The organism is Microbacterium sp. A93 (assembly GCF_051842835.1).
This window is the reverse complement of sequence record NZ_JBPXMT010000003.1, coordinates 567,483-592,033: the sequence shown is the minus strand read 5'-3', so window position 1 is coordinate 592,033 and position 24,551 is coordinate 567,483. Positions and strand designations below refer to the sequence as shown.

The 24,551-nt window shown below is 69.4% G+C and carries 20 protein-coding genes; 14 read left to right on the top strand and 6 right to left on the bottom strand.

Translation table 11 applies throughout. The features are described from left to right. Window positions 1-3 precede the first annotated feature (3 nt). Entirely contained in the window at window positions 4-1,821 is a 1,818-nt protein-coding gene (locus tag ACSU1G_RS10705; protein WP_439279898.1) for an AMP-dependent synthetase/ligase, read from the bottom strand. A 197-nt stretch (window positions 1,822-2,018) separates the two neighbouring features. On the opposite strand from ACSU1G_RS10705, the gene ACSU1G_RS10700 reads away from it, so the two are divergent. Continuing rightward, window positions 2,019-3,167 carry an ROK family protein gene (locus ACSU1G_RS10700; RefSeq protein ID WP_439279966.1) on the top strand — a complete coding sequence of 383 codons (1,149 nt, stop codon included), beginning with the start codon at window positions 2,019-2,021 and terminating at the stop codon, window positions 3,165-3,167. 41 nt (window positions 3,168-3,208) lie between these two features. On the opposite strand, the gene ACSU1G_RS10695 is transcribed toward ACSU1G_RS10700, so the two are convergent. Next, window positions 3,209-3,733, bottom strand: a complete 525-nt coding sequence (locus ACSU1G_RS10695) for a hypothetical protein (RefSeq protein ID WP_439279897.1) — start codon at window positions 3,731-3,733, stop codon at window positions 3,209-3,211. After that, complete coding sequence (locus ACSU1G_RS10690) at window positions 3,726-4,517, bottom strand: alpha/beta hydrolase (RefSeq protein WP_439279896.1); 792 nt, start codon at window positions 4,515-4,517, stop codon at window positions 3,726-3,728. Before ACSU1G_RS10690 ends, ACSU1G_RS10695 begins: the two co-directional genes overlap by 8 nt. Window positions 4,518-4,604: 87 nt before the next feature. Here ACSU1G_RS10690 and ACSU1G_RS10685 point away from each other — a divergent pair, with 87 nt between their 5' ends. Together ACSU1G_RS10685 and ACSU1G_RS10680 are read left to right on the top strand one after the other, a co-directional pair. Continuing rightward, entirely contained in the window at window positions 4,605-5,291 is a 687-nt protein-coding gene (locus ACSU1G_RS10685; RefSeq protein ID WP_439279895.1) for a lysophospholipid acyltransferase family protein, read from the top strand. A 69-nt stretch (window positions 5,292-5,360) separates the two neighbouring features. Continuing rightward, on the top strand, window positions 5,361-6,764 hold the full coding sequence (locus ACSU1G_RS10680) for a class II 3-deoxy-7-phosphoheptulonate synthase (RefSeq protein ID WP_439279894.1): 1,404 nt from the start codon (window positions 5,361-5,363) through the stop codon (window positions 6,762-6,764). A gap of 45 nt (window positions 6,765-6,809) precedes the next feature. Here the strand turns inward: ACSU1G_RS10680 and ACSU1G_RS10675 are convergent, their stop codons facing one another. Then, a complete protein-coding gene (locus ACSU1G_RS10675; RefSeq protein ID WP_439279965.1) occupies window positions 6,810-8,762 on the bottom strand; it encodes a protein kinase domain-containing protein in 1,953 nt (650 codons plus the stop codon). Window positions 8,763-8,814: 52 nt separating this feature from the next. Next, on the bottom strand, window positions 8,815-10,302 hold the full coding sequence (locus tag ACSU1G_RS10670; RefSeq protein WP_439279893.1) for a LysM peptidoglycan-binding domain-containing protein: 1,488 nt from the start codon (window positions 10,300-10,302) through the stop codon (window positions 8,815-8,817). Window positions 10,303-10,560: 258 nt separating this feature from the next. On the opposite strand from ACSU1G_RS10670, the gene ACSU1G_RS10665 reads away from it, so the two are divergent. Further along, the gene (locus ACSU1G_RS10665; protein WP_439279892.1) at window positions 10,561-10,950 is read left to right on the top strand and encodes an Rv2175c family DNA-binding protein; all 390 of its coding nucleotides are present in this window, start codon (window positions 10,561-10,563) and stop codon (window positions 10,948-10,950) included. A gap of 19 nt (window positions 10,951-10,969) precedes the next feature. Here the strand turns inward: ACSU1G_RS10665 and ACSU1G_RS10660 are convergent, their stop codons facing one another. Continuing rightward, window positions 10,970-12,073: a polyprenyl synthetase family protein gene (locus ACSU1G_RS10660; protein ID WP_439279891.1), complete on the bottom strand. Its 1,104-nt coding sequence runs from the start codon at window positions 12,071-12,073 to the stop codon at window positions 10,970-10,972. 74 nt (window positions 12,074-12,147) lie between these two features. Here ACSU1G_RS10660 and dinB point away from each other — a divergent pair, with 74 nt between their 5' ends. From dinB to murD, 10 genes are all read left to right on the top strand, one after another. After that, window positions 12,148-13,392 carry a DNA polymerase IV gene (dinB, locus tag ACSU1G_RS10655; protein WP_439279890.1) on the top strand — a complete coding sequence of 415 codons (1,245 nt, stop codon included), beginning with the start codon at window positions 12,148-12,150 and terminating at the stop codon, window positions 13,390-13,392. 112 nt (window positions 13,393-13,504) lie between these two features. After that, window positions 13,505-13,867 (top strand): DUF3040 domain-containing protein, encoded by a 363-nt coding sequence (locus ACSU1G_RS10650; RefSeq protein WP_439279889.1) that lies wholly within the window; start codon window positions 13,505-13,507, stop codon window positions 13,865-13,867. A gap of 537 nt (window positions 13,868-14,404) precedes the next feature. Further along, window positions 14,405-14,836, top strand: coding sequence for a division/cell wall cluster transcriptional repressor MraZ (gene mraZ, locus ACSU1G_RS10645; protein ID WP_439279888.1), 432 nt, complete (start codon window positions 14,405-14,407; stop codon window positions 14,834-14,836). A gap of 237 nt (window positions 14,837-15,073) precedes the next feature. After that, on the top strand, window positions 15,074-16,024 hold the full coding sequence (rsmH, locus tag ACSU1G_RS10640; protein ID WP_439279964.1) for a 16S rRNA (cytosine(1402)-N(4))-methyltransferase RsmH: 951 nt from the start codon (window positions 15,074-15,076) through the stop codon (window positions 16,022-16,024). Then, window positions 16,021-16,758, top strand: coding sequence for a hypothetical protein (locus ACSU1G_RS10635; protein ID WP_439279887.1), 738 nt, complete (start codon window positions 16,021-16,023; stop codon window positions 16,756-16,758). Before rsmH ends, ACSU1G_RS10635 begins: the two co-directional genes overlap by 4 nt. 78 nt (window positions 16,759-16,836) lie before the next feature. Beyond that, window positions 16,837-18,627: a peptidoglycan D,D-transpeptidase FtsI family protein gene (locus ACSU1G_RS10630; RefSeq protein WP_439279886.1), complete on the top strand. Its 1,791-nt coding sequence runs from the start codon at window positions 16,837-16,839 to the stop codon at window positions 18,625-18,627. A 17-nt stretch (window positions 18,628-18,644) separates the two neighbouring features. Continuing rightward, window positions 18,645-20,405 (top strand): Mur ligase family protein, encoded by a 1,761-nt coding sequence (locus tag ACSU1G_RS10625; protein ID WP_439279885.1) that lies wholly within the window; start codon window positions 18,645-18,647, stop codon window positions 20,403-20,405. Then, window positions 20,402-21,928 carry a UDP-N-acetylmuramoyl-tripeptide--D-alanyl-D-alanine ligase gene (locus tag ACSU1G_RS10620; protein WP_439279884.1) on the top strand — a complete coding sequence of 509 codons (1,527 nt, stop codon included), beginning with the start codon at window positions 20,402-20,404 and terminating at the stop codon, window positions 21,926-21,928. The genes ACSU1G_RS10625 and ACSU1G_RS10620 overlap by 4 nt, the downstream gene beginning before the upstream one ends. Next, the gene (mraY, locus tag ACSU1G_RS10615; protein WP_439279883.1) at window positions 21,925-23,028 is read left to right on the top strand and encodes a phospho-N-acetylmuramoyl-pentapeptide-transferase; all 1,104 of its coding nucleotides are present in this window, start codon (window positions 21,925-21,927) and stop codon (window positions 23,026-23,028) included. The genes ACSU1G_RS10620 and mraY overlap by 4 nt, the downstream gene beginning before the upstream one ends. Further along, entirely contained in the window at window positions 23,025-24,542 is a 1,518-nt protein-coding gene (murD, locus tag ACSU1G_RS10610; RefSeq protein WP_439279882.1) for a UDP-N-acetylmuramoyl-L-alanine--D-glutamate ligase, read from the top strand. The genes mraY and murD overlap by 4 nt, the downstream gene beginning before the upstream one ends. Window positions 24,543-24,551 lie beyond the last annotated feature (9 nt).

Genomic DNA, 24,551 nt, shown 5'->3' with positions numbered 1-24,551 from the left:
GGGCTACACAGGCTTCGGCGCGGAGTACAGCTCCTCGACGAGGCCTCCGAACTCCTCCATGACCACGTTCCTCTTGAGCTTGAGCGAGGGGGTCAGCTGCCCCGACTCGACGGTGAAGTCCACCGGGGCGATCCGGAACGAGCGGATGGACTCGGCCTTGGACACCGAGGCGTTGGCCCGGTCGATGGCCTTCTGGATGTGGTCCACCACCTGCTGGTTCGTGGTCAGGTCCTCCATCGGGGTGTCCGTGGGGAGCCCCTGCTGCTCCAACCAACCCGGGAGCACCTCGGCGTCCAGGGTGACCAGGGCGGCGATGAAGGGGCGGCCGTCACCGACCACCACGCACTGGGACACCAGGGCGTCGGCACGGATCTGGTCCTCCAATTGGGCCGGGGCCACGTTCTTGCCACTGGCGGTGACGATGAGCTCCTTCTTCCGGCCCGTGATCGTCAGGTAGCCCTCATCATCCAGGGAACCGATGTCCCCGGTGTGGAACCATCCGTCGATGATCTCCTTCTCGGTGACATCCGGCCGGTTGTGGTAGCCCCGCATGAGGCAGACCCCCCGGGCGAGGATCTCGCCGTCGTCCGCGATACGCACGCCGTTGCCCGGGATCGGTTTGCCCACCGTGCCGATCTTGACTTCCCCCGGACGGCCGACCGTCACCGGTGCGGTGGTCTCCGTGAGGCCGTAGCCTTCCATGATGTTCAGACCGATACCGGTGAAGTAGTGACCCAACCGGGCGCCCAGCGGGCCGCCGCCGGACACCGCGTGTTTCACGCGCCCGCCCATGGCATCCCGGATCTTGCCGTAGAGCAGCTTGCCGAAGAGGGCGTGCTTGGCACGCAGGACCAGCGGGACCCTCCCCGCGGCCTGGGCCTGGGAGAAGTCGATGGCGGTCTGGGTGCCGGCCGCGAAGATCTTGCCCTTCCCACCGGCCTCGGCCTTCATCTTGGCTGAGTTGTAGACCTTCTCGAAGACGCGGGGCACGGCCAACAGGAAGGTGGGACGGAAGGACTGCAGGTCCGGCACCAGCTGCTTGACGTCGGCGGTGTGTCCCACCTTGGCGCCGCCGGCCACGGCCAGGACGGAGATGAAGCGCGCGAAGACGTGGGCCAGGGGGATGAACATCACGGTGGTGCTGTCCGGGTGCACGATCTCACCCAGGCCGGAACCCAAGGTCTGCAGGCTCAGCTCGGCGAAGTTCCCGTGGGTCAGTTCGCAGCCCTTGGGTTTCCCCGTGGTTCCGGACGTGTAGATGATGGTGGCCAGATCGGACAGGTTCGCCGCGGAGCGACGGGATTCCATCTGGGTCTCGTCCGGGCCCCGGGCGGCCAGGGCTCGCAGCGTGTCCAGCCCCTCGTCCTCGATGAGCCAGCTGCCGAGCAGCGGTTCAAGCTGCTCCTGGCGGATCGCCGTGTCCACCACGCCGCGGTGGCGGGCGGTCTCGCACACCACCGCGCGGATGGAGGAGTCGGAGGCGATCCAGGCCACCTGGCTGGGGGAGGAGGTCTCGTAGATCGGGACCGTCACGGCGCCCGCGTACCAGATGGCGAAGTCGATGAGCGTCCACTCGTACCGGGTGGGGGACATGATGCCGACCCGGTCCCCCACCTCTATTCCAGCGGCCGCCAGGCCGCGGGCCAGGGTGCGCACATCATCGTGGAAGGTGGAGGAGCTGACATCGGTCCACTGGCCGGGAGCTGTCTGGCGGGCGAACAGTGGCCGTTGAGGAGCGGACAGGACCTGCTGTTCGAGGAGGTCGGTGATGTTCATCTCCGGGGGGACCTCGACCGTGGGAGGGGTAATGTATTCCTGCAACGTGCGCTCCTGGTGGTAGACGGTGCCGATCTCGCGCCCCGTGGGCCCTGCGTGTCGGCCGGATTCGTGGCGGGGATGCCCGGGTCTTTTGACCTTACAGGACCTACCCGAGCCGAGTGTGGCCTGCACCACACTCCAGATCATACTACTCATCGGTAACTTTGCGGGGGGTGTCGGTGGAGAAGGGTGGGGCCGTGATGGGTGCTCAGGGGATGCCGGCGGTCGGGTGCCGTCCCGCCCCGGTGGCCGCCGCCATCGGCCTGGATGTGGGCGGCGGTGCGGTGAAAGCGGGCGCCGTCCTCCTCTGGGCCGACGGCCTGTTGACCCGTGCCACGACGCTCTGCTCGCTGTCTGCCGCGTCTGCCGTGTCCGCAGTCTCGTCCGCGACCGGCACGGAGGCGACGGCCGGGGAACTGCGGGTCCGCCACCATGCCGAGGCGGACGGTGAGGCCCTGTCCGCACTGTGTGCCGCCACCGCGGGGGACCTGTGGTCCTCTCTGACCTCCCGCTGGCCCGATCTGCCCGTGGTGTGGGGCGTCTCCGCCGCCGCCTGGATCGATCCCGGCACCGGACGTTCCGTGTTCAGCCCCCACCTGATGGGGTGGCGGAACCGGCCACTGCCGCAGGACTTGGCACGGGCCCTGTCTCAGCAGGCGGGACGGGCGGGCGCAGTCGGTGGATCCGGTGGGCGGCGCTCGGAGGCGATGTCCCCGCCCTCCGTGGTCAATGACGCGGACGCGGCGGCCTGGGCGGAGGCCCGGTTGGTGCCGCGCCTCGAGGACGACGCCGGCCCGCGCCGTCCCGACCGCATGGTCCTGGTGACCATCGGCACCGGCATCGGGGGCGCCCTGGTGCGTGATGGTGAGGTGGACCTCGGTGCTCACGGCATGGCCGGGGAGTACGGGCACATGACCGTGGATCCGTCCGGGGTGCCGTGTCCTTGTGGCAACACGGGCTGCTGGGAACTGCTGGTCTCCGCGGAGGCCCTGGCCGCCCGTGCCGGCCGGGCCTCAGCGCGGAGGGCACTTGACGACGCGATGGCCGGGGATCCCGACTGCCGACGAGCGGTGGAGGAGACGGGGCGCTGGCTGGGGCGCGGTCTGGCGACACTGGCCGCGGTGCTGGATCCGTCCCGGTTCGTCATCGGGGGTGGGGTGGCCGTGGCGGGCGAACTGCTGCTGGAGCCGGCCCGGGAGGAATTGGCGCGCCACCTGCCCGGTGGCCGGCACCGGTCCGTGCCCTCGGTGTCCGTGGCCACATGGGGCAACAGATCGGGATGGGTGGGTGCCGCCGGCATCGCCCTGGAGCGCGCCGGCTGGCCCGTCACCACCGCCAGCAGCGAGTAGGCGCCCGCTGCCGCGGCCCTCACCCCGCGGTCACCCCACCGTCACACCTGGGCGCCGTCTCCGTTCCACGGCCCGCCGCGGTCCTTGTCCCGGGGCAGTGCCAGGAACAGGCCGACTCCTCCGGCCACCATCACGGCGATGAGGATCGTCACCACGATGCCGGGGATCCCCGGCCAGAACAGTGCGGCCAACAGCAGGGCCAGCGGGGCGCCGGCCAGGCCGGCGGCACTCAGGACGACAGCCGGTCGGCCGGATCCCAGGGCCGGTGGATCGGGTGGGATGAACGCGCCGTCGTCCTCGTCCTCGACCGCATAGTCACGCGGACCCCAGTGCGGCGGATCGGTGAAGTGCCGCGAGAGGGGGGAGGAGGGAGCCGGGCCGCTGCCGGGATCATCCTCCGGCCGGTCCTCCCGCGTGGAATCGGGCACCTCGAAGGAGCCGAATCCGGCCACGATGCCCTCCCACTGCCGGTCGATCTCGGCCTGATCGGGCTGCTGTTCCTCTGGCGGCTTCTCTGGCTGCTCCTCCGGGTGGTCCCCCGGAGGATCATGCGGGGAATCAGCCATGGTGGCCCACCAGGTCGGAATCGTTGAGCAGTCCGGTCAGGAACGCGATCGACTCCGCATGGATGATCGGTGCATCCGTGTCCAGGGTGGCCACATGGTAACTGTGGTGCAACGGACGCAGGGTCAGCAGCTCGGGGGCCAGGCCCCGGGCCAGGGTGGTGATCGATGACGCGGGCACCACGTGGTCGGTGGTGGATCGGAACGCCAGGACGGGGGCCGTGATGCGCGGAAGCCCCCGACGGGCCTCGGCCTGGAGGCGGCCGACCTGCTGCACGCCCGCGACCGGTGTCCGCGGATAGGCGCGTTCGTCTGCCTCCGGGAGCATCGTGTCATTGGCAATCGGTGTCACGGTCCGAACGATGTATTTGAGCCACCCGGCCAGCGGGGCCGCCGGGGAGGCGAATCGCAGTCCCGGGTTCACCACCACGGCGCCGGCCACCCTGCGGTGTGCTGCGGCGTCGAGGGCGAGGGCCCCGCCCATGGACAGGCCGGCCACGAACACGCGCTCGTGGGTGGACAGCAGGGCGTCAACCGTCCGGCGGGCCGCCTCGCGCCACTGGGCGGCACTCACGTGCTCGAGGTCCTCCCAACGGGTGCCGTGCCCCGGCAGCAGGGGGACGTCCACGTCGGCACCGGCTGCCGCCAGAGCCCTCGCCCAGGGGGTCACCGAGACCGGGCCTGAGGTGAAACCGTGGAACAGGGCCACGCCGACGCGGTTGCGGCCCCGGGCCAGGGGGCCGTCCGGGGCGCCGCTCAGGGACAGCGGTCGCTGCTGGGGATCCATGCGTCCTACAGTAGCGTCAGCGTCCGGGCCGGCACTGCCTAGAATGGTGCCGAACCGCTGCGCCGCCACCCGAGAGGAACCCCTTCCGTGTTCTATTGGTTCGCCAAGACCTTCGTGGTGGCCCCCGTGACCAACCTGTTGTTCCGTCCGTGGGTGAAGGGTCTGGGCAACGTGCCGCAGGAGGGGGCGGCCATCCTGGCCAGCAACCACCTCTCGGTGTCGGACTCCATCTTCATGCCCGCCCAGCTCGAACGCCAGGTCCACTTCCTGGCCAAGAAGGAGTACTTCACGGGGACCGGCCCCAAGGGTTGGTTGACCCGCAAATTCTTCGAGAGCACGAACCAGCTGCCCATGGACCGGGCCGGCGGGAAGGCCTCCCTGGAGTCGCTGCACTCCGGTCTGGACGTGCTGCGTGATGGCAAGCTCCTCGGGATCTACCCGGAGGGGACCCGCAGCCCGGACGGCCGTCTCTACCGCGGCAAGCTGGGGGTGGCCAAACTGGCCCTGAACGCCCGTGTGCCCGTGGTGCCGGTGGCCATGATCGGCACGGACAAGGTCCAGCCCATCGGACGGACGATCCCGAGCATCCGCCGCGTGGGCATGATCTTCGGTGCACCCCTGGACTTCTCCGAGTACTACGACCGTGCCGGGGACCACCGCGTGGAGCGGTTGGTCACGGATCAGGTGGTGGAGGCCATCCGGCGCCTCTCAGGCCAGGAATACGTGGATGTGTATGCCGCCACCGTCAAGACCCGGACCTCCGATCCGCAGTAGCCAGCGGTCCGTGACCGGGGATACCGTCACAGATGCGCGCGGGGCGATGGTGTTCCGTACGCTGTAACCATGATTTCGGATCCCACTACAGATTTCCCGGCCTTCGGCTCTGCCCAGTCCAATGGCGCCGCCGACTATCCCGGCCTGGATGACTGGCGGTCGAAACCGATCTCCCAGCAGCCCACCTGGGAAGACCCGACGGAGTTCGAGGCCGCCCTGGCCGAGCTGTCCTCGGCCCCGCCGCTCGTGTTCGCCGGCGAGGTGGACCAGCTGCGCACCCAGCTGGCGGCCGCCGCCCGGGGGGAGGCCTTCCTGCTCCAGGGCGGTGACTGCGCCGAGACCTTCGCCGGTGCCACGGCCAACAAGATCAGCGCCAAGGTCAAGACCATCCTGCAGATGGCGGTGGTCCTGACCTATGGTGCCTCCCTGCCCGTGGTGAAGATGGGCCGCATGGCCGGGCAGTACGCCAAGCCACGGTCCTCGGACACCGAGACCCGGGACGGCGTCACGCTCCCGTCCTTCCGCGGCGAGATCGTCAACGGGTTCGCGTTCACGCCCGAGTCCCGCCGGCACAACCCGCAGCGCATGGTCCAGGCCTACAACACCTCGGCCGCCACGCTGAACCTCGTCCGTGCCTTCACCCAGGGCGGATTCGCCGACCTGCGGTCCGTGCACGCCTGGAACCAGGGGTTCATGAAGAACCCGGCCTACTCCCGCTACGAGGAGATGGCCGGGCAGATCGACCGTGCCGTCCGGTTCATGGATGCCGCCGGCGTGGACTTCAGTGCCCTGCGCCGGACGGACTTCTTCACGGCCCATGAGGCGCTGCTGCTGGACTATGAGCGCGCCCTGACCCGCATCGATTCCAGGTCCGGCCTGCCGTACTCCACCTCGGGGCACTTCCTGTGGATCGGCGAACGCACGCGAGACCTGGACGGGGCGCACGTGGACTTCCTGTCCAAGGTGCGTAACCCGATCGGGGTCAAGCTCGGCCCCACCACCCGCCCCGAGGATGCGCTGGCCCTGATTGAGAAGCTCGACCCCGAGCGCGAGCCGGGCCGGCTGACCTTCATCACCAGGATGGGCGCGGAGAAGATCCGAGAGCTCCTGCCAGCCGTGGTGGAAGGCGTCCGGGATTCCGGGGCCCAGCCGCTGTGGGTCACGGATCCGATGCACGGCAACACCGTGACGGCTGCCAACGGTTACAAGACCCGCCGGTTCGATGACGTGATGGACGAGGTCCAGGGCTTCTTCGAGGTCCACCGTGCCGCGGGGACCTACCCGGGCGGCATGCACGTGGAGATGACCGGCGACGACGTGGCGGAATGCCTGGGCGGTTCGGATCCGATCGACGAGTCAGCCTTCGCGGACCGCTACGAGACGCTCGTGGATCCGCGGCTGAACCATCAGCAGTCCCTCGAGATGGCCTTCCTCGTCACCGAGGCGCTGTCCCATCGGGGCCGCAAGGCCTAAAGGCGCCGCCGGGAGGACCGGGACGATCACCCGGCTATCGTGGCACTACAGGACGTCGATCGTGACGGTGGCTCCCCGCACGGCCTCGGAGCCGGGCTCGGGTGACTGGACCAGGACCCGGGCCCGGCCACCGAAGAAGCCGCCCAGGACCTCGCGGGCCTCCACCTGCAGGCCTGCCGACTCGAGTTCCGCGGTGGCCTCGTCCAGCGTCATCCCGGTCACCTTCGGCACCTCCACCGGTGCGGGGCCGTCCGAGACCACGACGGCGACCGGATGGTGGCGTCGCAACGTCTCGCCGGCCGCGGGGGACTGGCTGAGCACGGTGCCCTCCGGCACCGAGTCCGAGTACGTGCGGGTCACGTCACCCAAGGCGAGCTGACGGCTGCGGAGCGCGTCCGCGGACTCCCTCTCCTCCAGACCCGTCACCTGGGGGACCTCGAACAGTTCCGGGCCGAGAGACACGGTGACCAGGACGGTGTTGAAGCGCCGGAGCTCCGTGCCGGCCGCCGGTTCCGTGGAGATCACGCTGTCCCGGGCCACCACATCATGGTGCACGCTGGCCAGGGTGTAACCGACACCCGTCTCCTCGAGGGTGCTGACAGCCGAGGCCCTGCCGTGACCTTGGATCTCGGGGACCGTGACCATCCCACCGGGGCCGGTGCCGAAGAACCACCCGGCCAGCACGAGCAGCGCAGTGGTGATCACCACGACGGCAACCCACCACCACATCCTCTTGCCGTTCTGGCGGCCGAGATCCTCCGTGGGGGTCTTGGCCCGGCGGGCCGCCCGGCGGCGGAGCTGCCGCGGGGAGGCGGCCCGCTGTCCGCCGGAGGGGTCCGCCGGGATCAGGGGAGCGCCCCCCGCCCCGTCCTCCGCTGCCCCATGCTCCGCTGCGTCGTCCGCCGCGCCTGCCGTCGGAACGGTCTGTCCGCCGGCCGGACGCGGCAACACGGTGGTGTGCTGGTAGCCGGCCGGGGGCAGCACCGTGGTGGCTCCAGGGTCCAACACCTCGGTCTCACCGCTGGGGCCGGGACCGGACTCCGGGCCGGCCGGGCCGTCGTCGGGCCTCAGGGCCTCGGTCTCGGCGTGTTCGGCGGAGGGGTCCGGGCCGGGGGCGGACGGCACCTCATGATCCAGGGCCTCGTCCGGCAGGGAGGACCGCAGCTGACGGATCTCGGCCAGCAGGACACTCGCGTCCGCTGGCCGGTCGCGAGGGTTCTGGGCGGTGGACCACAGCACCAGGTGATCGAGCTCCGCGGCCAGGCCGGGGGCCGCTGCAGACGGTGCCGGCACCTCGTGGTTGAGGTGTTGATAGGCCACCTGGATGGGAGAGGCGCCGGTGAACGGCTGACTTCCGGTGAGCATCTCGTAGGCCATGATGCCCACCGCGTAGACGTCACTGCGCTCGTCCGCGGGGGATCCGCTCACCAGCTCGGGGGAGATGTAGGCCACGGTGCCCACCAGGGCCGCACCCGTCCCGGTGAAGTTGGTGGTGGCCCGGGCCAGTCCGAAGTCCGCCACCTTGATCTGCCCGTCCCGGGAGACCAACACGTTCTCCGGCTTCATGTCCCGGTGGACCAGACCCGCACGGTGCGCGGACGCGAGGCCGTCGACCATGGCCTCCAGGTAGGCCAGGGCCACGCGCGGTGACATGGCATGGCGGCGTTGCAGGACCGTGCGCAGCGTGTATCCGGGCACATACTCCATGACGAGGTACGCCAAGTCCCCGTCCGGAAGTTCATCCACGCCCTGATCCAGGACGTTGACCACATGCGGATGGGCGAGCCGGGCCGCAGTCTTGGCCTCCTGCTCGAAGCGGGCGACCAACTCCGGGTCCTCGGCCAGATGGGGGTAGAGGACCTTGAGGGCGACCTCACGGTCCAGGCGCAGGTCGACCGCGAGGTACACGGTGGACATGCCGCCCCGGGCCAGACGGCTGCGGACCTCGTACCGTCCTTCGACGACGGTCCCGTTCATGGGGTCGGCTCGGTACTCCATCACCATGACAGCCTAGACCGGGAACGGACGTGTTGCCGGGACCCAGGTGGCCTCAGAACCGCTGCATGTAGTTCTTGATCTTGGCCACATAGTCCTTGGTGTCCGGCTTCATGCCGTTGCGCTGTACGCCACCCAGGCCCTGGTAGTAGGCGGCCACGCCGATGTCGAAGGAACCGGCCGTACGCTGCAGCTGGCGGATGATCGCGACACCGGCCACCGCGTTGTCATGCGGGTCCAGCAGGTTGAGCTTGCGGCCCACCAGGTCCGAGGCCCAGTCGCCCGAGGACGGGATGACCTGCATGGTGCCGATGGCATTGGCCGGGGACACGGAGGCGTGGTTGAAGCTCGACTCGGTGAAGGCATGCGCCAGCGCCAACGAGGGGTCCACCCCCATCTTCCGGGCCGTATCCGCCACGATGGCCTGCATCTGGGACCGGGACGGCACCCCGGCGCTGAGCAGGGCGCGCTTGTTCGCATTGGCGTCGCGGACGATGTGGTCCGGGTACGTGTAATGCAGGAAGGTGTTCGGCACCAGGTCATCCTGGGCGGGCGTGCCGGCCGGGGCGACCGCGGACCCGGAGAGCTTGAGCGTCTGACCCGGGCGGATGATCGCGGTGGCGGACAGGCCGTTCGCGTTGAGCAGGGTGGACAGGCCCACGCCGTTGCGTGCGGCGATCCCCGAGAGGGTGTCTCCGGATTTGACGGTGTAGGTCGAGGCCGTGCCGGTGGAGGTGCCGGTGGTGGAGGTGGGGGCGGCGGCCGCGGACCCGGAGAGCTTGAGCGTCTGGCCCGGGTAGATCGTGGAGGTGGCGGAGAGCCCGTTGGCGCTGAGCAGGGTGGACAGGCTGATGCCGTTGCGGGAGGAGATGCCGTAGAGGGTGTCCCCGGACTTGACGGTGTGGGTCGAGGCCGTGCCGGTGGAGCCGGTGGAGGAGGTGGGTGCGGAGGCCGCGGAGCCGGAGAGCTTGAGGGTCTGGCCCGGGTAGATCGTGGAGGTGGCGGAGAGCCCGTTGGCGCTGAGCAGGGTGGACAGGCTGATGCCGTTGCGGGAGGAGATGCCGTAGAGGGTGTCCCCGGACTTGACGGTGTGCGTCGAAGCCGTGGAGGAGCCGGTGGCGGAGGTGGGCGAGGCTCCCGCGGAGCCGGAGAGCCTGAGGGTCTGGCCCGGGTGGATGACCGCAGAGGCCTTGAGCCCGTTGGCCGCCAGCAACGTGGACAGGGAGACGTCATGGCGCACGGCGATGTGGGACAGGGTGTCACCGGAGGCGACCGTGTACGTGGCCGGCGTCTTGGCGGCCACGACGGTGGTGGGCCCGGTGAGGGACGTGGGCACGCTGCTGGCCAGGTGTGCCGAGGCGAGGCGCACCTGGGCCGTCTCGATGTTGAGGGGAGACGCGGAGCGTGGCGTGAGCGCCTGACGAGGGGCATCGGCCAGGGCGGGAGCAGCCAGGGCGCCGGACCCGAACACCACGAGGGGCAGGGTCGTGGTGGCCAGAGCGGACTTCAGCAGGCGCGGCGCGGCTGAGCGGCGTTCAGTCATGTGGGTTTCCTCTAGAGGCTCTCAAGGTGCTGCACCATCTGGTCCTACTGTCTACTCGAGTGAACAGAATGACGGACCAAGTCAGATGGTGCCTGTAATGAAAATGTGACAGATGTAAACGTACCTGAAGGTAGTTACAGAACGGAATCCAAATGGTAACGATTCGATAACTACGGCGCGTTGCGCGTGGACACGGCATTCAGGGGTGTCTGTACGGATGGCGGTGCCAGATGGCTCGGCAGTCGCTAGGCTGTACGCGTGAATACCGCCGCACGCAGCCACGACGCACCGCAGGAACCCGCCCTCGAGGACTTGGTGGGGGAATGGGACTTCCTCCCAGACCTGGCCGAGAAATGGGACATCCCCGTGACCCGGGTCCACAACATGGTCGGCGAGGGCCGCCTTCTGGCCGCGAGGATCGGCGACCGCCAGGCCCGGGCCGTCCCCTCCCTGTTCGTGACGGAGGCCGGCCCGCTGGAGTCCCTCAAGGGCACCCTCTCGGTCCTCAGGGACGCCGCCTTCACCGACGAACAGGCCATCCGGTGGCTCTTCACCGACGACGAGACCCTGCCGGGCCGTCCGGTGGACGCGCTGCGGGAAGGCCGCAAGACGGAGATCCGCCGCAGGGCTCAGGCCCTCGCATGGTAAGGACGGCCTGAGGCCGCTCCTAACGCAGCGGTCCCAGGATCCGCCGGGCGAGGTGGTCCAGTCCGCTCCGTGCATCCTCACGCATCGGTGCCTGCGCCAGGGCGGCCAGGGAGGCCTCGCCCAATGCGGCGACATCCTCCTCGACTCGGGCGCGGGCGCCGCTTGACTCCAACAGGTGCTGGATCTGCTCCACGGTCTCGCGGTCGAGGTCCGGATCGCCGAGGGCTGCCTCGAGCCGGTCCACCTGATCCCCGGTGAACAGGTCCAGGGCGTGGGCCACGAGCGCGGTGCGCTTGCCCTCGCGCAGATCGTCTCCCGTGGGCTTCCCGGTCACGGCTGGGTCACCGAAGACACCCAGCAGGTCGTCCTGCAGCTGGAAGGCCTCGCCCAGGGGGGAGGACAGCCGCTCATAGTGCTCCAGCATGCTCGCGTCCGCCCCGGCCAGGGTGCCACCCAGGCCCAGCGGATGGACCACGGAGTACCGGGCGGACTTGAAGCGCAGCACAGTGCGGGCGCGCTCCAGTGCGGCCGCCGGGTCCTTTCCGGGGACCTCCACCTCGTCCAGGACGTCCAGATACTGTCCCGCCATGACTTCGAAGCGCATCTCGTTGAACATGGCCCGCGCCCCGGCTGGATGGGCGGAGGCCTCGGCTGCGGCGGCGAAGACCTCTTCGCTGAGGGACAGGCAGAGGTCACCCGTCAGCACGGCGGCGGAGACGCCGAAGTGTTCCGCGTCCTGACGCCAGCCGGCTTGACGGTGCCGCGCCTCGAAGGACCGGTGGATACTCGGGGCGCCTCGGCGGGTGTCTGATCGGTCCAGGATGTCGTCGTGGATCAGGGCCGCAGCCTGGAACAGCTCCAGTGCCACGGCCGCGTCCCGGATGCAGGCATCGTCCGCTGCGGCACCGGTTCCCCGCCATCCCCACCAGGCCAGCACCGCTCGCATCCTCTTGCCGCCGCGTACGAGGCCGGTGATCGCGTCCACCAGGGGGACCGCCGACTCGGAGATGGCGGCGGCCCGATCGCGATAGCCGGTCAGCAGCTCCTCCATGCGACGCTCGACGGCGCTGATGAACTCCGCCTCCTCAGCGAGGACCGGAGGAACTGACGGGGGATGGGACACGATGCTCCTTGGGTCTGGATCGGCGGCCGTTCCAGCCTACCGGGCCTCGCGCGCCCTAGCCCTAGGCTGGTGGGATGGACGATTCCTGGGACGCGGTGGTGCTCCACGTGGATATGGACGCCTTCTTCCTGTCCGTGGAGTTGCTCGACCTTCCCCACCTGGCCGGCCGGCCGGCACTCGTGGCACAGCATGGTGGCCGCTCGGTGGTGCTGTCCGCGTCCTATGAGGCCCGGAGGTTCGGTATCCGTTCGGCCATGCCGCTGGCCCACGCGATGGCGTTGTGCCCCGGTGTGGCCGTCATCGAGCCCCACCATGACCGGTATAAGGAGGCCTCACGGCAGATCATGGGGATCCTCGGTGGATTCACCCCCGTCCTGGAGCAACTCAGCGTTGACGAGGCTTTCCTTGACGTCTCCGGGGCACGACGCCGGCTCGGTTCGCCCGCGCGGATCGGCGCCTTGATCCGGGAGCAGGTCCGAGAACGGACCGGGTTGCCGTGCACCGTGGGGGCGGCTGCGACGAAGTCCGTGGCGAAGATCGTCTCCACCCGAGCGAAGCCCGACGGCCTGGCCGTCGTGCCGCCGGCGGGCACCCGGGACTATCTGGACCCGCTGCCGGTGCAGGCCTTGTGGGGTGTGGGGCCCGTCTTGGGACAGCGGCTCGTCGCGGCCGGCCTGACCACCGTGGGGGACCTGGCGGCCCAGCCGCCGCAACGTATGGAGCGGTGGCTGGGGGTCCAGGGCCCCGCCCTGGTCAAGCTGGCCCAGGGCATCGACCCCCGGCCCGTGACCCCGGAACATGACACCAAGAGCCTGGGGGTGGAACGGACCTTCGACCGAGACGTCCTCGATCCCTCCCAGCTCCACCGCCACCTCGTCGGTCTCTCCCATGAGGGGGCCATCCGGCTGAGGCGCGCGGGGTTCCGAGCCGGCGCGATCAGTGTCAAGGTCAAGGCCCCGGACCTGTCCGTCCGGACCCGCACCGTGACACTGGCCACCCCCACGGGCTCGGCGGGGCCGATCGCCGACGCGGCCGGGACCCTCCTGCGGGGGCTTCTGGACGCCCACCGGGTTCCGGTGCGGCTGTTGGGCATCCGCGCAGAGCGGCTGTCCGGGGCCGGAGAGTCGGTGCAGGGGTCCCTGCTCTGGGAGGATGAACGGCCACCGGCAGACTGGTCACAGGCGGACCGGGTGGCGGACGACATCCGGCAGAAATTCCCCCAGGCCGCCCTGAGGCCGGCCACCCTGGTTGATCCGAGGCCACCGGCCGACGGCCAGAACGGCCAGAACGGCCATGACAACCGTCAGGATCTTCGCTGATCGCGGAACTGGCCGTCATCAAGGGTCAAGAGGGGTCACTGATATGGCGTGGCGGTGGCCGGGAGTCGTATGCTGGGTGGACGGGAAGACCGGGCCGGAAGAGGAGGCAGCGATGCCGTTGTCTGAGCGGGAGCAAAAGCTCCTGGAACAGCTGGAACAGCAGCTGAATGCTGAGGACCCGCACTTTGCCACGAGCATGAGTGAGGCGGGGACCTCTCGTCTGTCCACCACGCGGTTGGTAGCGGGCGTGGTGACGGCTGTGGTGGGTCTGGGTGCGCTCCTCTGGGGTGTCTCCCAACAGTTCATCTGGTTGGGCATCCTCGGCTTCGTCATCATGGCCGCCGGTGTCTACGTGGCGACGAGTCGGCCCAGGAGGTCGCGAGGCGGGCCTGCCGGCGCCGCAGCCACCTCCAAGAAGAACTCCCCGTTCATGGCCAACCTGGAACAGCGGTGGGAAGAACGCCGCAACCACTGACGTCGCAACCACTGACCCGGAGCCGTTGAGTCGGCCGTGTCCGGACCCAGCTGGGGTCCGTCACCGGCCATACCCCGTCGCTGAGCGACGGGGTTTTTTCGTGTGCGGGTCCTGCTGCCCCTGAGCTCCACCTCCCTCCCCACTTCCCTCCCCACTTCCCTCCCCACTTCCCTCCCCTGGGCGTCTCCGTGCCCCTGCAGGCCCGCCCGTGGCCTCTGTTCGCCGCACGGAACAGGGTGGGGAGCGACTTCCGGGGCTCTACGGGGCGCGTCTCCCTCCACCACCCCTCCACCGCCCTCCCCGGCGGCCCGCCGTCGCGCCGTGAGGGCCCTGCATCCTCTCGGATCCCTGTGTTGGCGGGGGAGGAAGGATCGGGGGCGCTGAGGCCTGAGCGCTGAGGAATGCCCCGCCCTGCTCGCCCCGGAGGCGTGTTGTGGCTTGACGGTGGGGGGTTGTGGGGTAAAGTGGAGGACATCAGAGGATGGTGGTGCATCAGGGGGATCGGACAAGCCTCTCGGACGGCAAAGGCGGTGGGTCGTGTTCCTAGGGACCTACTCGCCGCGGTTGGATGAGAAGGCGCGGCTGATCCTGCCGGCCAAGTTCCGGGAGGAACTGGCGGACGGTCTGGTCCTCACCCGAGGGCAGGAGCGGTGCATCTACGTCTTCAGTGCGCGTGAGTTCGAGCGGGTTCACGAGCAGATGAGGGCGGCGCCGCTGTCCTCGCGCCAGGCCAGGGATTACATCCGTGTGTTCCTGTCCGGCGCCTCGGATGAGACTCCGGACAAGCAGGGGCGGATCACCATCCCGGCACCGTTGCGCAGCTATGCGGGACTGGACCGGGAACTGGCGGTGATCGGCGCCGGCACCCGGGCCGAGATCTGGGATGCCGGATCCTGGACCTCCTACCTGGAGGCACAGGAGAACGCCTTCTCGGAGACAGACGAGGAAGTACTTCCCGGGATCTTCTAGGAGATCCCGGAGCACAACCACACAGTGCGGACTCTTGAATGAGACCTCCAGCCGCCCTAGGCCGGACCTGACCCGACTTCCCCCGGGCCAGGCACGGACCCTGCGCGGATGGGGATCTGATCCAAGGGTCCGCCTGTCACTTAAGCGATCGAATCACCGGATCATCCCAACGGCGGAGAGGGGCAGCGCAGCGTGGCTACGGACGAGACTCCTGCACAGGACCGGCATGTGCCCGTCATGCAGGACCGTGTCCTGGACCTGCTGTCCCCGGGGCTTGAGGCGGCCCGGAACGCCGGGCGCATCCCCGTATACCTCGATGGCACCCTCGGCATGGGCGGCCACGCGGAGGCCGTGTTGACGCGTCACCCGGACACCGTGGTGGTGGGCATCGACCGCGACACCGAGGCCTTGCGTCTGGCCGGGGAGCGACTCTCCTGGGCCGGTGACCGCCTCCGGCCCTGGCACGGGACGTATGACCGTGTGGGGGAGGCCCTCGCGGCGGCCGGGTTCCAGCAGGCTGATGCCATGTTGTATGACCTCGGGGTGTCCTCCTACCAGCTGGATGAGCGTGAACGCGGCTTCGCCTATTCCTACGATGCCCCGCTCGATATGCGGATGGACACCACGGCGCCCCTGACGGCAGCGGATGTGGTCAATGAATACGACGAGGACCGTCTGCGCCGGATCATCCGCACCTGGGGTGAGGAGAAGTTCGCCGGGCGGATCGCCTCCGCCTTGGTCCGGGCCCGTTCGGGCACCCCGTTTCAAACCACCGGTCAGCTCGTCGAGGTCATCCGTGGCGCGGTGCCGGTGGCAGCCGGCAAGACGGGAGGGCATCCGGCCAAGCGGACCTTCCAGGCGCTGCGCATCGAGGTCAACGAGGAACTCGACGTCCTCGAGGAGGCCGTCCCGGCAGCCCTGCGGGGCCTGAGCATCGGCGGCCGACTCGTGGTGATGAGCTACCACTCCTTGGAGGACCGCATCACCAAGAGGGCCATCATGGCGGACGCCTCCTCCCTGACGCCACCCGGATTTCCCGTCGAACTGGAGGAGCATGCCCCGGTGGTCAAGGTCCTGACCCGGGGTGTGGACAAGCCCACAGAAAAAGAAATCAAAGAAAACCCTCGCGCCTCCTCAGCAAAAGTGCGGGCAGTTGAGAAGATCAGAGCATCAAGGAGCACAGCATGACAGCCACGCAGCAGCGATTCGCCATGCAGCCTGCCCAGATCCGCGAGAGCTCCGCTCCGCAGATCGGACAGGCTGCTCCTTGGCAACCCGCTATTCAGACCACCGGACGGCCAGCCGGCGACGCCGTCCGTGATGTCGAGACGAGGCGGCGTACCCCGCTCGCACTCGTCCCGGCACCGATCCGGAAGTCCGGCCGGGGTTTCGCTGCACTCTGCATCTCCATACTGGTCGCCGCCCTCATGGCCGTGCTGATCACCAACATCACCGTGTCCAACCGGCAGTACGAGCTGGTCTCCCTCAAGAACGAACAGCTGGACCTCAGCCAGTCCAACGAGGTGCTGCGCCAGCAGGTCGAACACCTCGAGGCCCCGCAGAACCTCTCGGCCGAGGCCCGCAAGCTGGGGATGGTGAACCCCGGGGACATCGCCTCCATCGATCTGGCCTCCGGCGCGGTGACCGGGACGGCCACCGCTGCCGATGCGGAGGACCAGCCGGGTGGTCACGTGGCCACCCCGGTGAGCCCGGAGGAGAAGCAGGAAGCCGCGAAAGCCGCCGATCCGGAGGCCGAGGACACCGCGCAGCCCGAAGGCGCGGCGGCCCCGGCAAGCCCATCCGGTGAGCAGTCGGAGCAGGAGACCGCCGCCGCAGGCACCGAGGGCGCCACCGACGGGCCAGCCCAGGACTTGAACGGTGGCACCATCCCGGCTCCGCAATTCTCCGCCCGCGGACACTGAGACCCCGTCCCACCGCTGACCTCCTACTCCAGGCAAGACCCACCGCGCACCGCCCCCCGGGCAGGAAGGACACCGTAGATGGCCAAGACACCCGGCCACGGAGCCGCCTTGGACGCCAGCGGGCGGCGATTGCGGTTCGGGGTGCTGATCGCCCTGGCCCTTCTGGCGGTGCTCGGCCTGCGTCTGGTGGTCATCCAGGGCGTCGACGCCTCCGGCCATGCCACGGTCGCCATGCAGGAGCGGTTGCGTTCCGTCACGATCACCCCGGAACGCGGTTCCATCCTGGATTCCCAGGGCCGCGTCCTCGCCGCGTCCGTGGACCGCTACGACCTCGTGGCGGACCAGCGCCTGGTCAAGGACTACCGGGCGTGGAATGACGAGACCAGCGAGATGGAGGACATCTCCCTGGACGACTCGTTGCGGGAACTGTCCACGGTGCTGGGCATCGACGCGGGTGAGCTGAAGGACCGCATGATCGGGGAGCGGCCCTACAAGGTGATCGTCAAGCGGGTCACCCCGGAGATCAAGGAGAAGGCGTTGGAGATCGGGATCCCCGGCCTGCTCGCCGAGCCCGTGTCCGAGCGCTCCTATCCGAACGGTTCGGTGGCCGGGTCCATCCTCGGGTTCCTTGGCGGTGACGGTACCCCCCTGGAAGGCCTCGAACTCAGTCAGGACGAACACCTCTCCGGAACCGAGGGCGAACGGTCCTACGAGATCGCCGCGGACGGCGTCCGCATCCCGAATGCCGAGTTCTCCGAGACCCCGGCCGTGGACGGCCAGGACGTCCGGCTGACCATCGACCAGGACGTCCAGTGGTTCGCGCAGGAGATGATCGCCGAGAAGACCGAATCCTATGATGCGGCATGGGGCAACATGACGGTGATGAACGCCAAGACCGGTGAGATCCTGGCGATGGCCGATTCGACCACCGTGGACCCGGCCGATCCCACCGCCACAGACCCCCTGTTCTGGCGGCCCACGTCCCTGACCCAGTCCTATGAGCCGGGTTCCACGGGCAAGATCCCCACCTTCGCGACCGCGCTCGAGGGGGGCCTGTCTCCCACCGACCGGTGGACTGTGCCGAGCAAACAGGAGTTCGACGGGCAGGTCATCAACGACTCGACTCCCCACGACACCTATGACATGACGACCGCCGGCATCTTCACCCGCTCGTACAACACCGGCACGGTACAGGTGGCCGAGACCGTGGGGGACCAGGTCCGCTACGACTACATGAAGCGACTGGGGATCGGCGAGCACATGGACATCGGCCTGCCGGGCAGCAACAAGGGCATCCTCGTAGAGCCCTCCCAGTGGGACAGCCGCCAGCGCTTCACCACCATGTTCGGTCAGGGGTACACCCAGACCACGCTGCACCTGGCGCAGATCCTGCAGACCGTGGCCAACGGAGGCGTGTCCCGGGACCCCCAGCTGATCGACGCCTACGTGGATGCCGACGGTTCCGAGAACGTGGTCCCGGAGACGGAGGGCACGCGGGTCTACTCGGAGGAGACCTCCGATCAGATGCTTCGGCTGATGGAGGGCGTGGTCCAGCAGGGCACCGCACAGACCGGTAAGGTCCCCGGTTATCGGGTGGGCGGCAAGACCGGCACCGGTGAGGCTGCCGGCTTGGGCGGCTACAACGGCTACACGACCTCGTTCGCCGGTGTCGCGCCCCTGGACGACCCGCGGTTCGTGGTGGCGATCTCCGTCCACCGCCCCCAGGGGAACTGGAAGAACTGGCAGGTCGAGGACATCGCTGCAGAGATGATGAGCTACCTGTTGACCAAGTACAACGTGCCTCCGAAGGACGAGGAACCCCAGAACTACGATGTCTTCGCGGATGAACCGCAGAAGCGGCCCTGGTAGAAGGGGATCACCGCACCATGACCACGCCGGGCACATCCGACGCCCCCCTGTCACCCGCCGAGCAGGACGCCGCTTTCAGGCCGGACCATACGGAACCGCTGGATTGGAACGACCTGGTCGAGGCGCTGAACCGCGCCGGACAGCCCGTCGATCTCACCGGCACCTCCGGGGGATGGCCCACCGGGGCCGGACCGCTGGGCATCGCCATGGACTCTCGGGCGGTCCAGCCGGGAGACCTCTATGTGGGCGTGCCCGGAGCCAACCGGCACGGGGCGGAGTTCGCGGGGGCCGTTGTCGCAGCCGGTGCCGCCGGCCTGTTGACGGACCCCCAGGGCGCCGCGTTGGCCACGGACCTGCCGCCCGGCACCCCGGTGCTGGTGGTCCACCAGGTGCGCGACGCCGTCGGGCCGGCTGCCGCCGCCATCTACCGCAACGCTGGGGTCGGCCCGCGGATGTACGGTGTCACCGGGACGAACGGCAAGACGACCACCAGTTACTTCATCACCTCGCTCCTCCAGGCCTGGGGCGAGACGACGGGCCTGATCGGCACCATCGAGATCCGGGCCGGGCGTCGCACGGTCCCCAGCACACTGACCACCCCGGAATCCACCCAGCTGCACGCACTGATGGCCCTGATGCGCCAGGAACAGGTGGGAGCGGCCGCCATGGAGGTCTCGTCCCACGCCATCACCTACCGGAGGATCGCCGGACTGCACTTCGCCGTGTCAGGGTTCACCAACCTGACCCAGGACCACCTGGACCTGCACGGCTCCATGGAGGAGTACTTCGCCGCCAAGGCCGGCCTGTTCAGCGCCCGCCGGTCCGGACGGGCCGTCATCACGGTCGACGGTGGGCCGGACGCACCGGACGCGGACGGCGCCACCTGGGGGACACGGATGGCGGCCGCCGCTGGCTGCCCCGTGTCCACCCTGTCACTGGGCCCGGCTGCTGACCACGGCGGGGATCCCGTGACCGGCACGGACTGGGCCGTCTCGGAGCTGGAAGCCGTCGGGCTCGGGCACCGTTTCGCCCTGCGCCATGCCCCCACCGGTCGCATCATCCGGACCTCCACGGGACTGCCGGGGCGCTTCAACGTGGCCAACGCGGCCCTGGCCGCCGTGATGGTCCTGGAATCCCTGCCCTATTCCGACTGGGACGCGCTGGCCTCGCTGCTGGACGCCCCGGTGGGCCAGGGGCCTTTCGCCACCGCCGTGCCCGGGCGCATGGAGGTGGTCGGACACGCGCCGGACGCCATCGTGGACTTCGCCCACAACCCGGACGGGATGGAACGCGCCCTGGAGTCGGTCCAGGACGCCCGCCTGGCCGCCGGGAACACCGCGGGACGGACCATCCTCGTGTTCGGGGCCACGGGGGACCGGGACCGGGCCAAGCGCCCGGTGATGGGACGCATCGCGGCCCAGTGGGCCGACGTCGTGATCGTCACGGATGACGACGCCCACCAGGAGGAGCCCGCCGGGATCCGCGCGCAGGTCCTCGCAGGAGTCCACGAGGGAGCGGCCCAGGCGGCCGCCGCCGGCAGGACGGTCCAGGTCCACGAGTCCGCGCCGCGCCAGGACGCCATCGAGCTGGCCGTGTCCTTGGCCACACCGGAGGACACCATCATGCTGGCCGGCCGGGGCCACGAGACCGTGCAGGACATGGGCGGCGTGGACGTGCCCCTGGACGACCGGGTGGAGCTGCGCGCCGCCGTGGCGCGGCATGACAACGCCTCCTCATCTGATTCTCATGGCCGTCGACGTAAAGTTGACGGGTCATGATCGAACTTTCCGCAGCAGCCGTCGCCGAGGCCACGGGCGGCGTCCCCACCGCCACCGTCAGCCCCGCGGTCACGGTCGACGCCGCCACCACCGACTCCCGAGAGGTCTCCGCCGGGACCCTGTTCATCGCGAAACCGGGGGAGCGCGCCGATGGGCACGACTTCATCGCCGCGGCCCGCACCTCGGGTGCCACGCTGGTGCTCGCCGAGCGCGAGACCCTGGATGCGCAGGGACGGCCGGACCCAGCGATCATCGTGGACGACGTGGTGTCGGCCATGGGCCGGCTCGCCGCCTACATCGTGGAACGGATCCGCAAGCACTCGCCCACCACGGTCATCGGGATCACCGGCTCGGCCGGCAAGACCACCACCAAGGACCTGCTGGCGTCGATCCTGGCCACCGCCGGCCCCACCGTGGCGCCGCAGAACTCCTACAACGGAGAGGTGGGCGTGCCGCTGACGGTCTTCCGGGCCGCCCTCGACACCCGGTACCTCGTCATCGAGATGGGTGCGGACGAGATCGGCAACATCGAGTACCTCTCCTCCATGGTCGAACCGGACATCGGTGTGGTCCTGATGGTCGGCTCGGCGCACTCGGGCAAGTTCGGCGGCGTGGAGAACATCGCCCGGACCAAGGGCGAGCTCGTGGAGGCGCTGTCCCCGGACGGGGTGGCGGTGCTCAACCGCGACGACCCCCGCGTGTCCGCGATGGCCGGACGCACCCGGGGCAGGGTGGTGTGGTTCTCCGTGGAGGAGGGCACCTTCCCCCTGGTGGACGCCGAGCTGGCCGAGGGCGCGGTCACCTTCTCCGCCCTCGCCGACTCCCTGACCACGGACGGCGAGGAGCACCCCGTGTTCGGCCTGAAGGTCGGCGCCGGCACCGACGCCGCGTCCCACCCCATCACCTCGGGGCTGATCGGCCGCCACCACGCCTCCAACATCGCGGCCGCCGCCGCAGCAGCAGCCGCCGCCGGCCTGGACACCGAGTCCATCGCCGCCGTCCTGAACGGCGCCGGGGCCACCAGCCGCCGCCGGATGGAGCGCACCGACCGTTCGGACGGCATCACCGTCATCAACGACGCCTACAACGCGAACCCCGAGTCCATGCGCGCCGCCCTGCAGACCCTGGCCATGATGGGCCGCTCCACCGGGCGGCGCACGTGGGCGGTCCTGGGCGAGATGCTCGAACTCGGCGAGGACCGCATCCGCGAACACACGGCGATCGGCACCGCCGTGGTGCGTTTGAACATCGGCCAGCTACTCGTCGTCGGCCGCGGGGCCCGCCCCCTCTACACCTCCGCGATCAACGAGGGCTCCTGGGGCGAGGAAGTCGATTTCGCCGAAGACCTCGACGCGGCCGCGCAACTGCTGGAGCGCAAGATGGCTCCCGGTGACATCGTGCTGTTCAAGTCCTCGAACGGCGCCGGCCTGGGTGGCTTGGGCGATCGGATAGCATGTGGACCGGCCGGGCCGGGACCAGCGGATGTCCCCGCCCCCGGGGACCGGAAGGAGCAGAGCCAGTGATAGGCCTGTTGATCGGTGCCCTCCTCGGGCTCGTGTTGACCCTCATCGGGACCCCGCTGTTCATCAAGTTCCTGGTGCGTCAGGGCTATGGGCAGTTCATCCGGGACGACGGACCCACCAGCCACAAGACCAAGCGCGGCACCCCCACCATGGGCGGCACCGTGTTCGTGGTCGCCACCGTGCTCGCGTACTTCCTCACCCACTGGATCATGGGCGGGATGCAGCTGGCGAACGCCGGCCCCACCCCCTCGGCCATGGTGCTGCTGCTGCTCATGGTCGGCATGGGGTTCGTCGGTTTCCTGGACGACTTCACCAAGATCTCCAACCAGCGGTCCCTGGGGCTGACGCCCTGGGCCAAGATCATCCTGCAGGCCGTGGTGGGCACGGCCTTCGCGGTGCTGGCGTTGAACTTCCCGAACGAGCGCGGGCTGACACCCGCCTCCACGGCCATCTCCTTCGTCCGGGACCTGCCGCTGGACCTGGCGTTCGCCGGGCCGGTGCTCGGCATCATCCTGTTCGTCATCTGGTCCAATGTGATCACCACGGCCACCACCAACGCCGTCAACCTGACGGACGGCCTGGACGGCCTGGCCACGGGCGCCACCGCCATGATCACCGGTGCCTACATGCTGATCACCGTGTTCCAGGCCAATCAGCAGTGCGGTGTCACCAGCGGGGGAGCGGGCTGCTATGAGGTCCGCGATCCCATGGACCTGGCCGTGTTGGCCGCCATCCTCACCGGTGCCCTCATGGGCTTCCTGTGGTGGAACACCTCGCCGGCCAAGATCTTCATGGGGGACACCGGTTCCCTGGCCCTCGGCGGCGCGCTGGCCGGTTTCGCCATCCTGTCCCGTACGGAGCTGCTGGTCATCATCCTGGCCGGGCTCATGGTGATGATCACCCTCTCGGTGATCATCCAGGTCGGCTACTTCAAGTTCTCCGGCGGCAAGAGGGTCTTCCTGATGGCCCCGTTGCAACACCATTTCGAGCTCAAGGGCTGGGCCGAGGTGACCGTGGTCGTCCGGTTCTGGCTCATCGGACTGCTCTGCGTGGGCACCGGCGTCGCCCTGTTCTACGGCGGTTGGGTGCTCTCCCAGTGACCGGGACCGATCGTCTGGCCCAGCTCACCTCGTGGGATGCCGACTGGTCCGGACTGCGCGTGGTCGTCACCGGGCTCGGTCTCTCCGGGTTCTCCGCGGCGGACACCCTGGCCGAACTCGGCGCCGAGGTGGTGGCGGTGGACGGGCAGGACACCCCGGACACCCGGGCCAAGGCGGACACCCTGAAGATCGTCGGCGTTCAGGACGTGCTCCTGGGCGAGCAGCACACGGCCACGGTGCCCGACGTCGGCGGCGCGGCTCCCGAATTGATCGTCACCTCCCCGGGGTGGCGGCCCGATCAGCCCCTGCTGGCCGCGGCCGCGGCCGCGGGGATCCCCATCTGGGGCGATGTGGAGCTGGCCTGGCGGGTCCGCGAGCGGGCCGGGCGTAAGACCGCCGACTGGCTCGTGGTGACCGGGACGAACGGCAAGACCACCACGGTCGGCATGGTCGAGTCCATGCTGCTGGCGGCCGGACAGCGCGCCATCGCCTGCGGCAACGTCGGCACCCCCATCCTGGACGCGATCCGCGACCCGGAGGGCTGGGACACCATCGCGGTGGAACTCTCCAGCTTCCAGCTGCACTGGACCCACCACATCGAGCCAGCGGCCTCTGCAGTGCTCAACATCGCTGAGGACCACGTGGACTGGCACGGGTCCTTCGAGGCGTACTGCGCGGACAAGGCCAAGATCTATGAGCACACCCGGGTGGCGTGTCTCTTCAACGAGGACCAGCCGCTGACCCTGCGGATGGTTCAGCAGGCGGACGTCCAGGAGGGCTGCCGGGCGGTCTCGTTCGCCACGGACACGCCCGGACTGTCCATGCTGGGGGTGGTGGACGGGATCCTGGTGGACCGGGCCTTCCTGCAGAACCGGGCCCACCAGGCGCTGGAACTGGGCCACCTCGAGGACCTCGGCCCGATCGCCCCGCAACACCAGGTGGCCAACGCCCTCGCCGCGGCCGGCCTGGTCCGGGCGATCGGCGTCCCACCTGAGGCCGTGCGGGACGGGCTGCGCGCCTACCAGCCCGGAGACCACCGGATCCAGCTCGTGGCGCGGGCCGAGGACGTGATGTGGATCAACGACTCGAAGGCCACGAACCCGCACGCCGCCGACGCCTCCCTGGGATCCTTCAGCCACGTGGTGTGGATCGCCGGTGGCCTGCCGAAGGGCGTGAGCTATGACGAGCTCGTCGCCCGGCACGCCGCCCGGCTGCGGGCGGTCGTGCTGATCGGTGCCGATCCCAGTGAACTCACAGGTGCGCTTCAGCGACACGCGCCGGACGTCCCGGTTCTGCCGACGGCGGTGCGGGACACTGGAGGGGACCCCTCGGACGGCCATCTGGCCATGGCTGCGGCGGTCCGTGAGGCCGATGCGGTGGCCCGGCCCGGAGACGTCGTGTTGATGGCGCCGGCAGCGGCGTCCATGGACCAGTTCGTCTCCTACGCCGACCGTGGAGATGCCTTTATCAACGCCGTCGCCCGCCTCATGGACACCAAGGGGCTGGGCAGCTAAGGAGCCCGA

What these genes read in the sequence shown, in the direction of transcription:
- ACSU1G_RS10700 (WP_439279966.1), top strand. Translation starts at nt 2,019, where the DNA reads ATGGGTGCTCAGGGGATGCCGGCGGTCGGGTGCCGTCCCGCCCCGGTG.
- ACSU1G_RS10695 (WP_439279897.1), bottom strand. Translation starts at nt 3,733, where the DNA reads ATGGCTGATTCCCCGCATGATCCTCCGGGGGACCACCCGGAGGAGCAG.
- ACSU1G_RS10690 (WP_439279896.1), bottom strand. Translation starts at nt 4,517, where the DNA reads ATGGATCCCCAGCAGCGACCGCTGTCCCTGAGCGGCGCCCCGGACGGC.
- ACSU1G_RS10680 (WP_439279894.1), top strand. Translation starts at nt 5,361, where the DNA reads ATGATTTCGGATCCCACTACAGATTTCCCGGCCTTCGGCTCTGCCCAG.
- ACSU1G_RS10675 (WP_439279965.1), bottom strand. Translation starts at nt 8,762, where the DNA reads ATGGAGTACCGAGCCGACCCCATGAACGGGACCGTCGTCGAAGGACGG.
- ACSU1G_RS10670 (WP_439279893.1), bottom strand. Translation starts at nt 10,302, where the DNA reads ATGACTGAACGCCGCTCAGCCGCGCCGCGCCTGCTGAAGTCCGCTCTG.
- dinB (WP_439279890.1), top strand. Translation starts at nt 12,148, where the DNA reads ATGGACGATTCCTGGGACGCGGTGGTGCTCCACGTGGATATGGACGCC.
- ACSU1G_RS10650 (WP_439279889.1), top strand. Translation starts at nt 13,505, where the DNA reads ATGCCGTTGTCTGAGCGGGAGCAAAAGCTCCTGGAACAGCTGGAACAG.
- rsmH (WP_439279964.1), top strand. Translation starts at nt 15,074, where the DNA reads ATGCAGGACCGTGTCCTGGACCTGCTGTCCCCGGGGCTTGAGGCGGCC.
- ACSU1G_RS10635 (WP_439279887.1), top strand. Translation starts at nt 16,021, where the DNA reads ATGACAGCCACGCAGCAGCGATTCGCCATGCAGCCTGCCCAGATCCGC.
- ACSU1G_RS10630 (WP_439279886.1), top strand. Translation starts at nt 16,837, where the DNA reads ATGGCCAAGACACCCGGCCACGGAGCCGCCTTGGACGCCAGCGGGCGG.
- ACSU1G_RS10625 (WP_439279885.1), top strand. Translation starts at nt 18,645, where the DNA reads ATGACCACGCCGGGCACATCCGACGCCCCCCTGTCACCCGCCGAGCAG.
- ACSU1G_RS10620 (WP_439279884.1), top strand. Translation starts at nt 20,402, where the DNA reads ATGATCGAACTTTCCGCAGCAGCCGTCGCCGAGGCCACGGGCGGCGTC.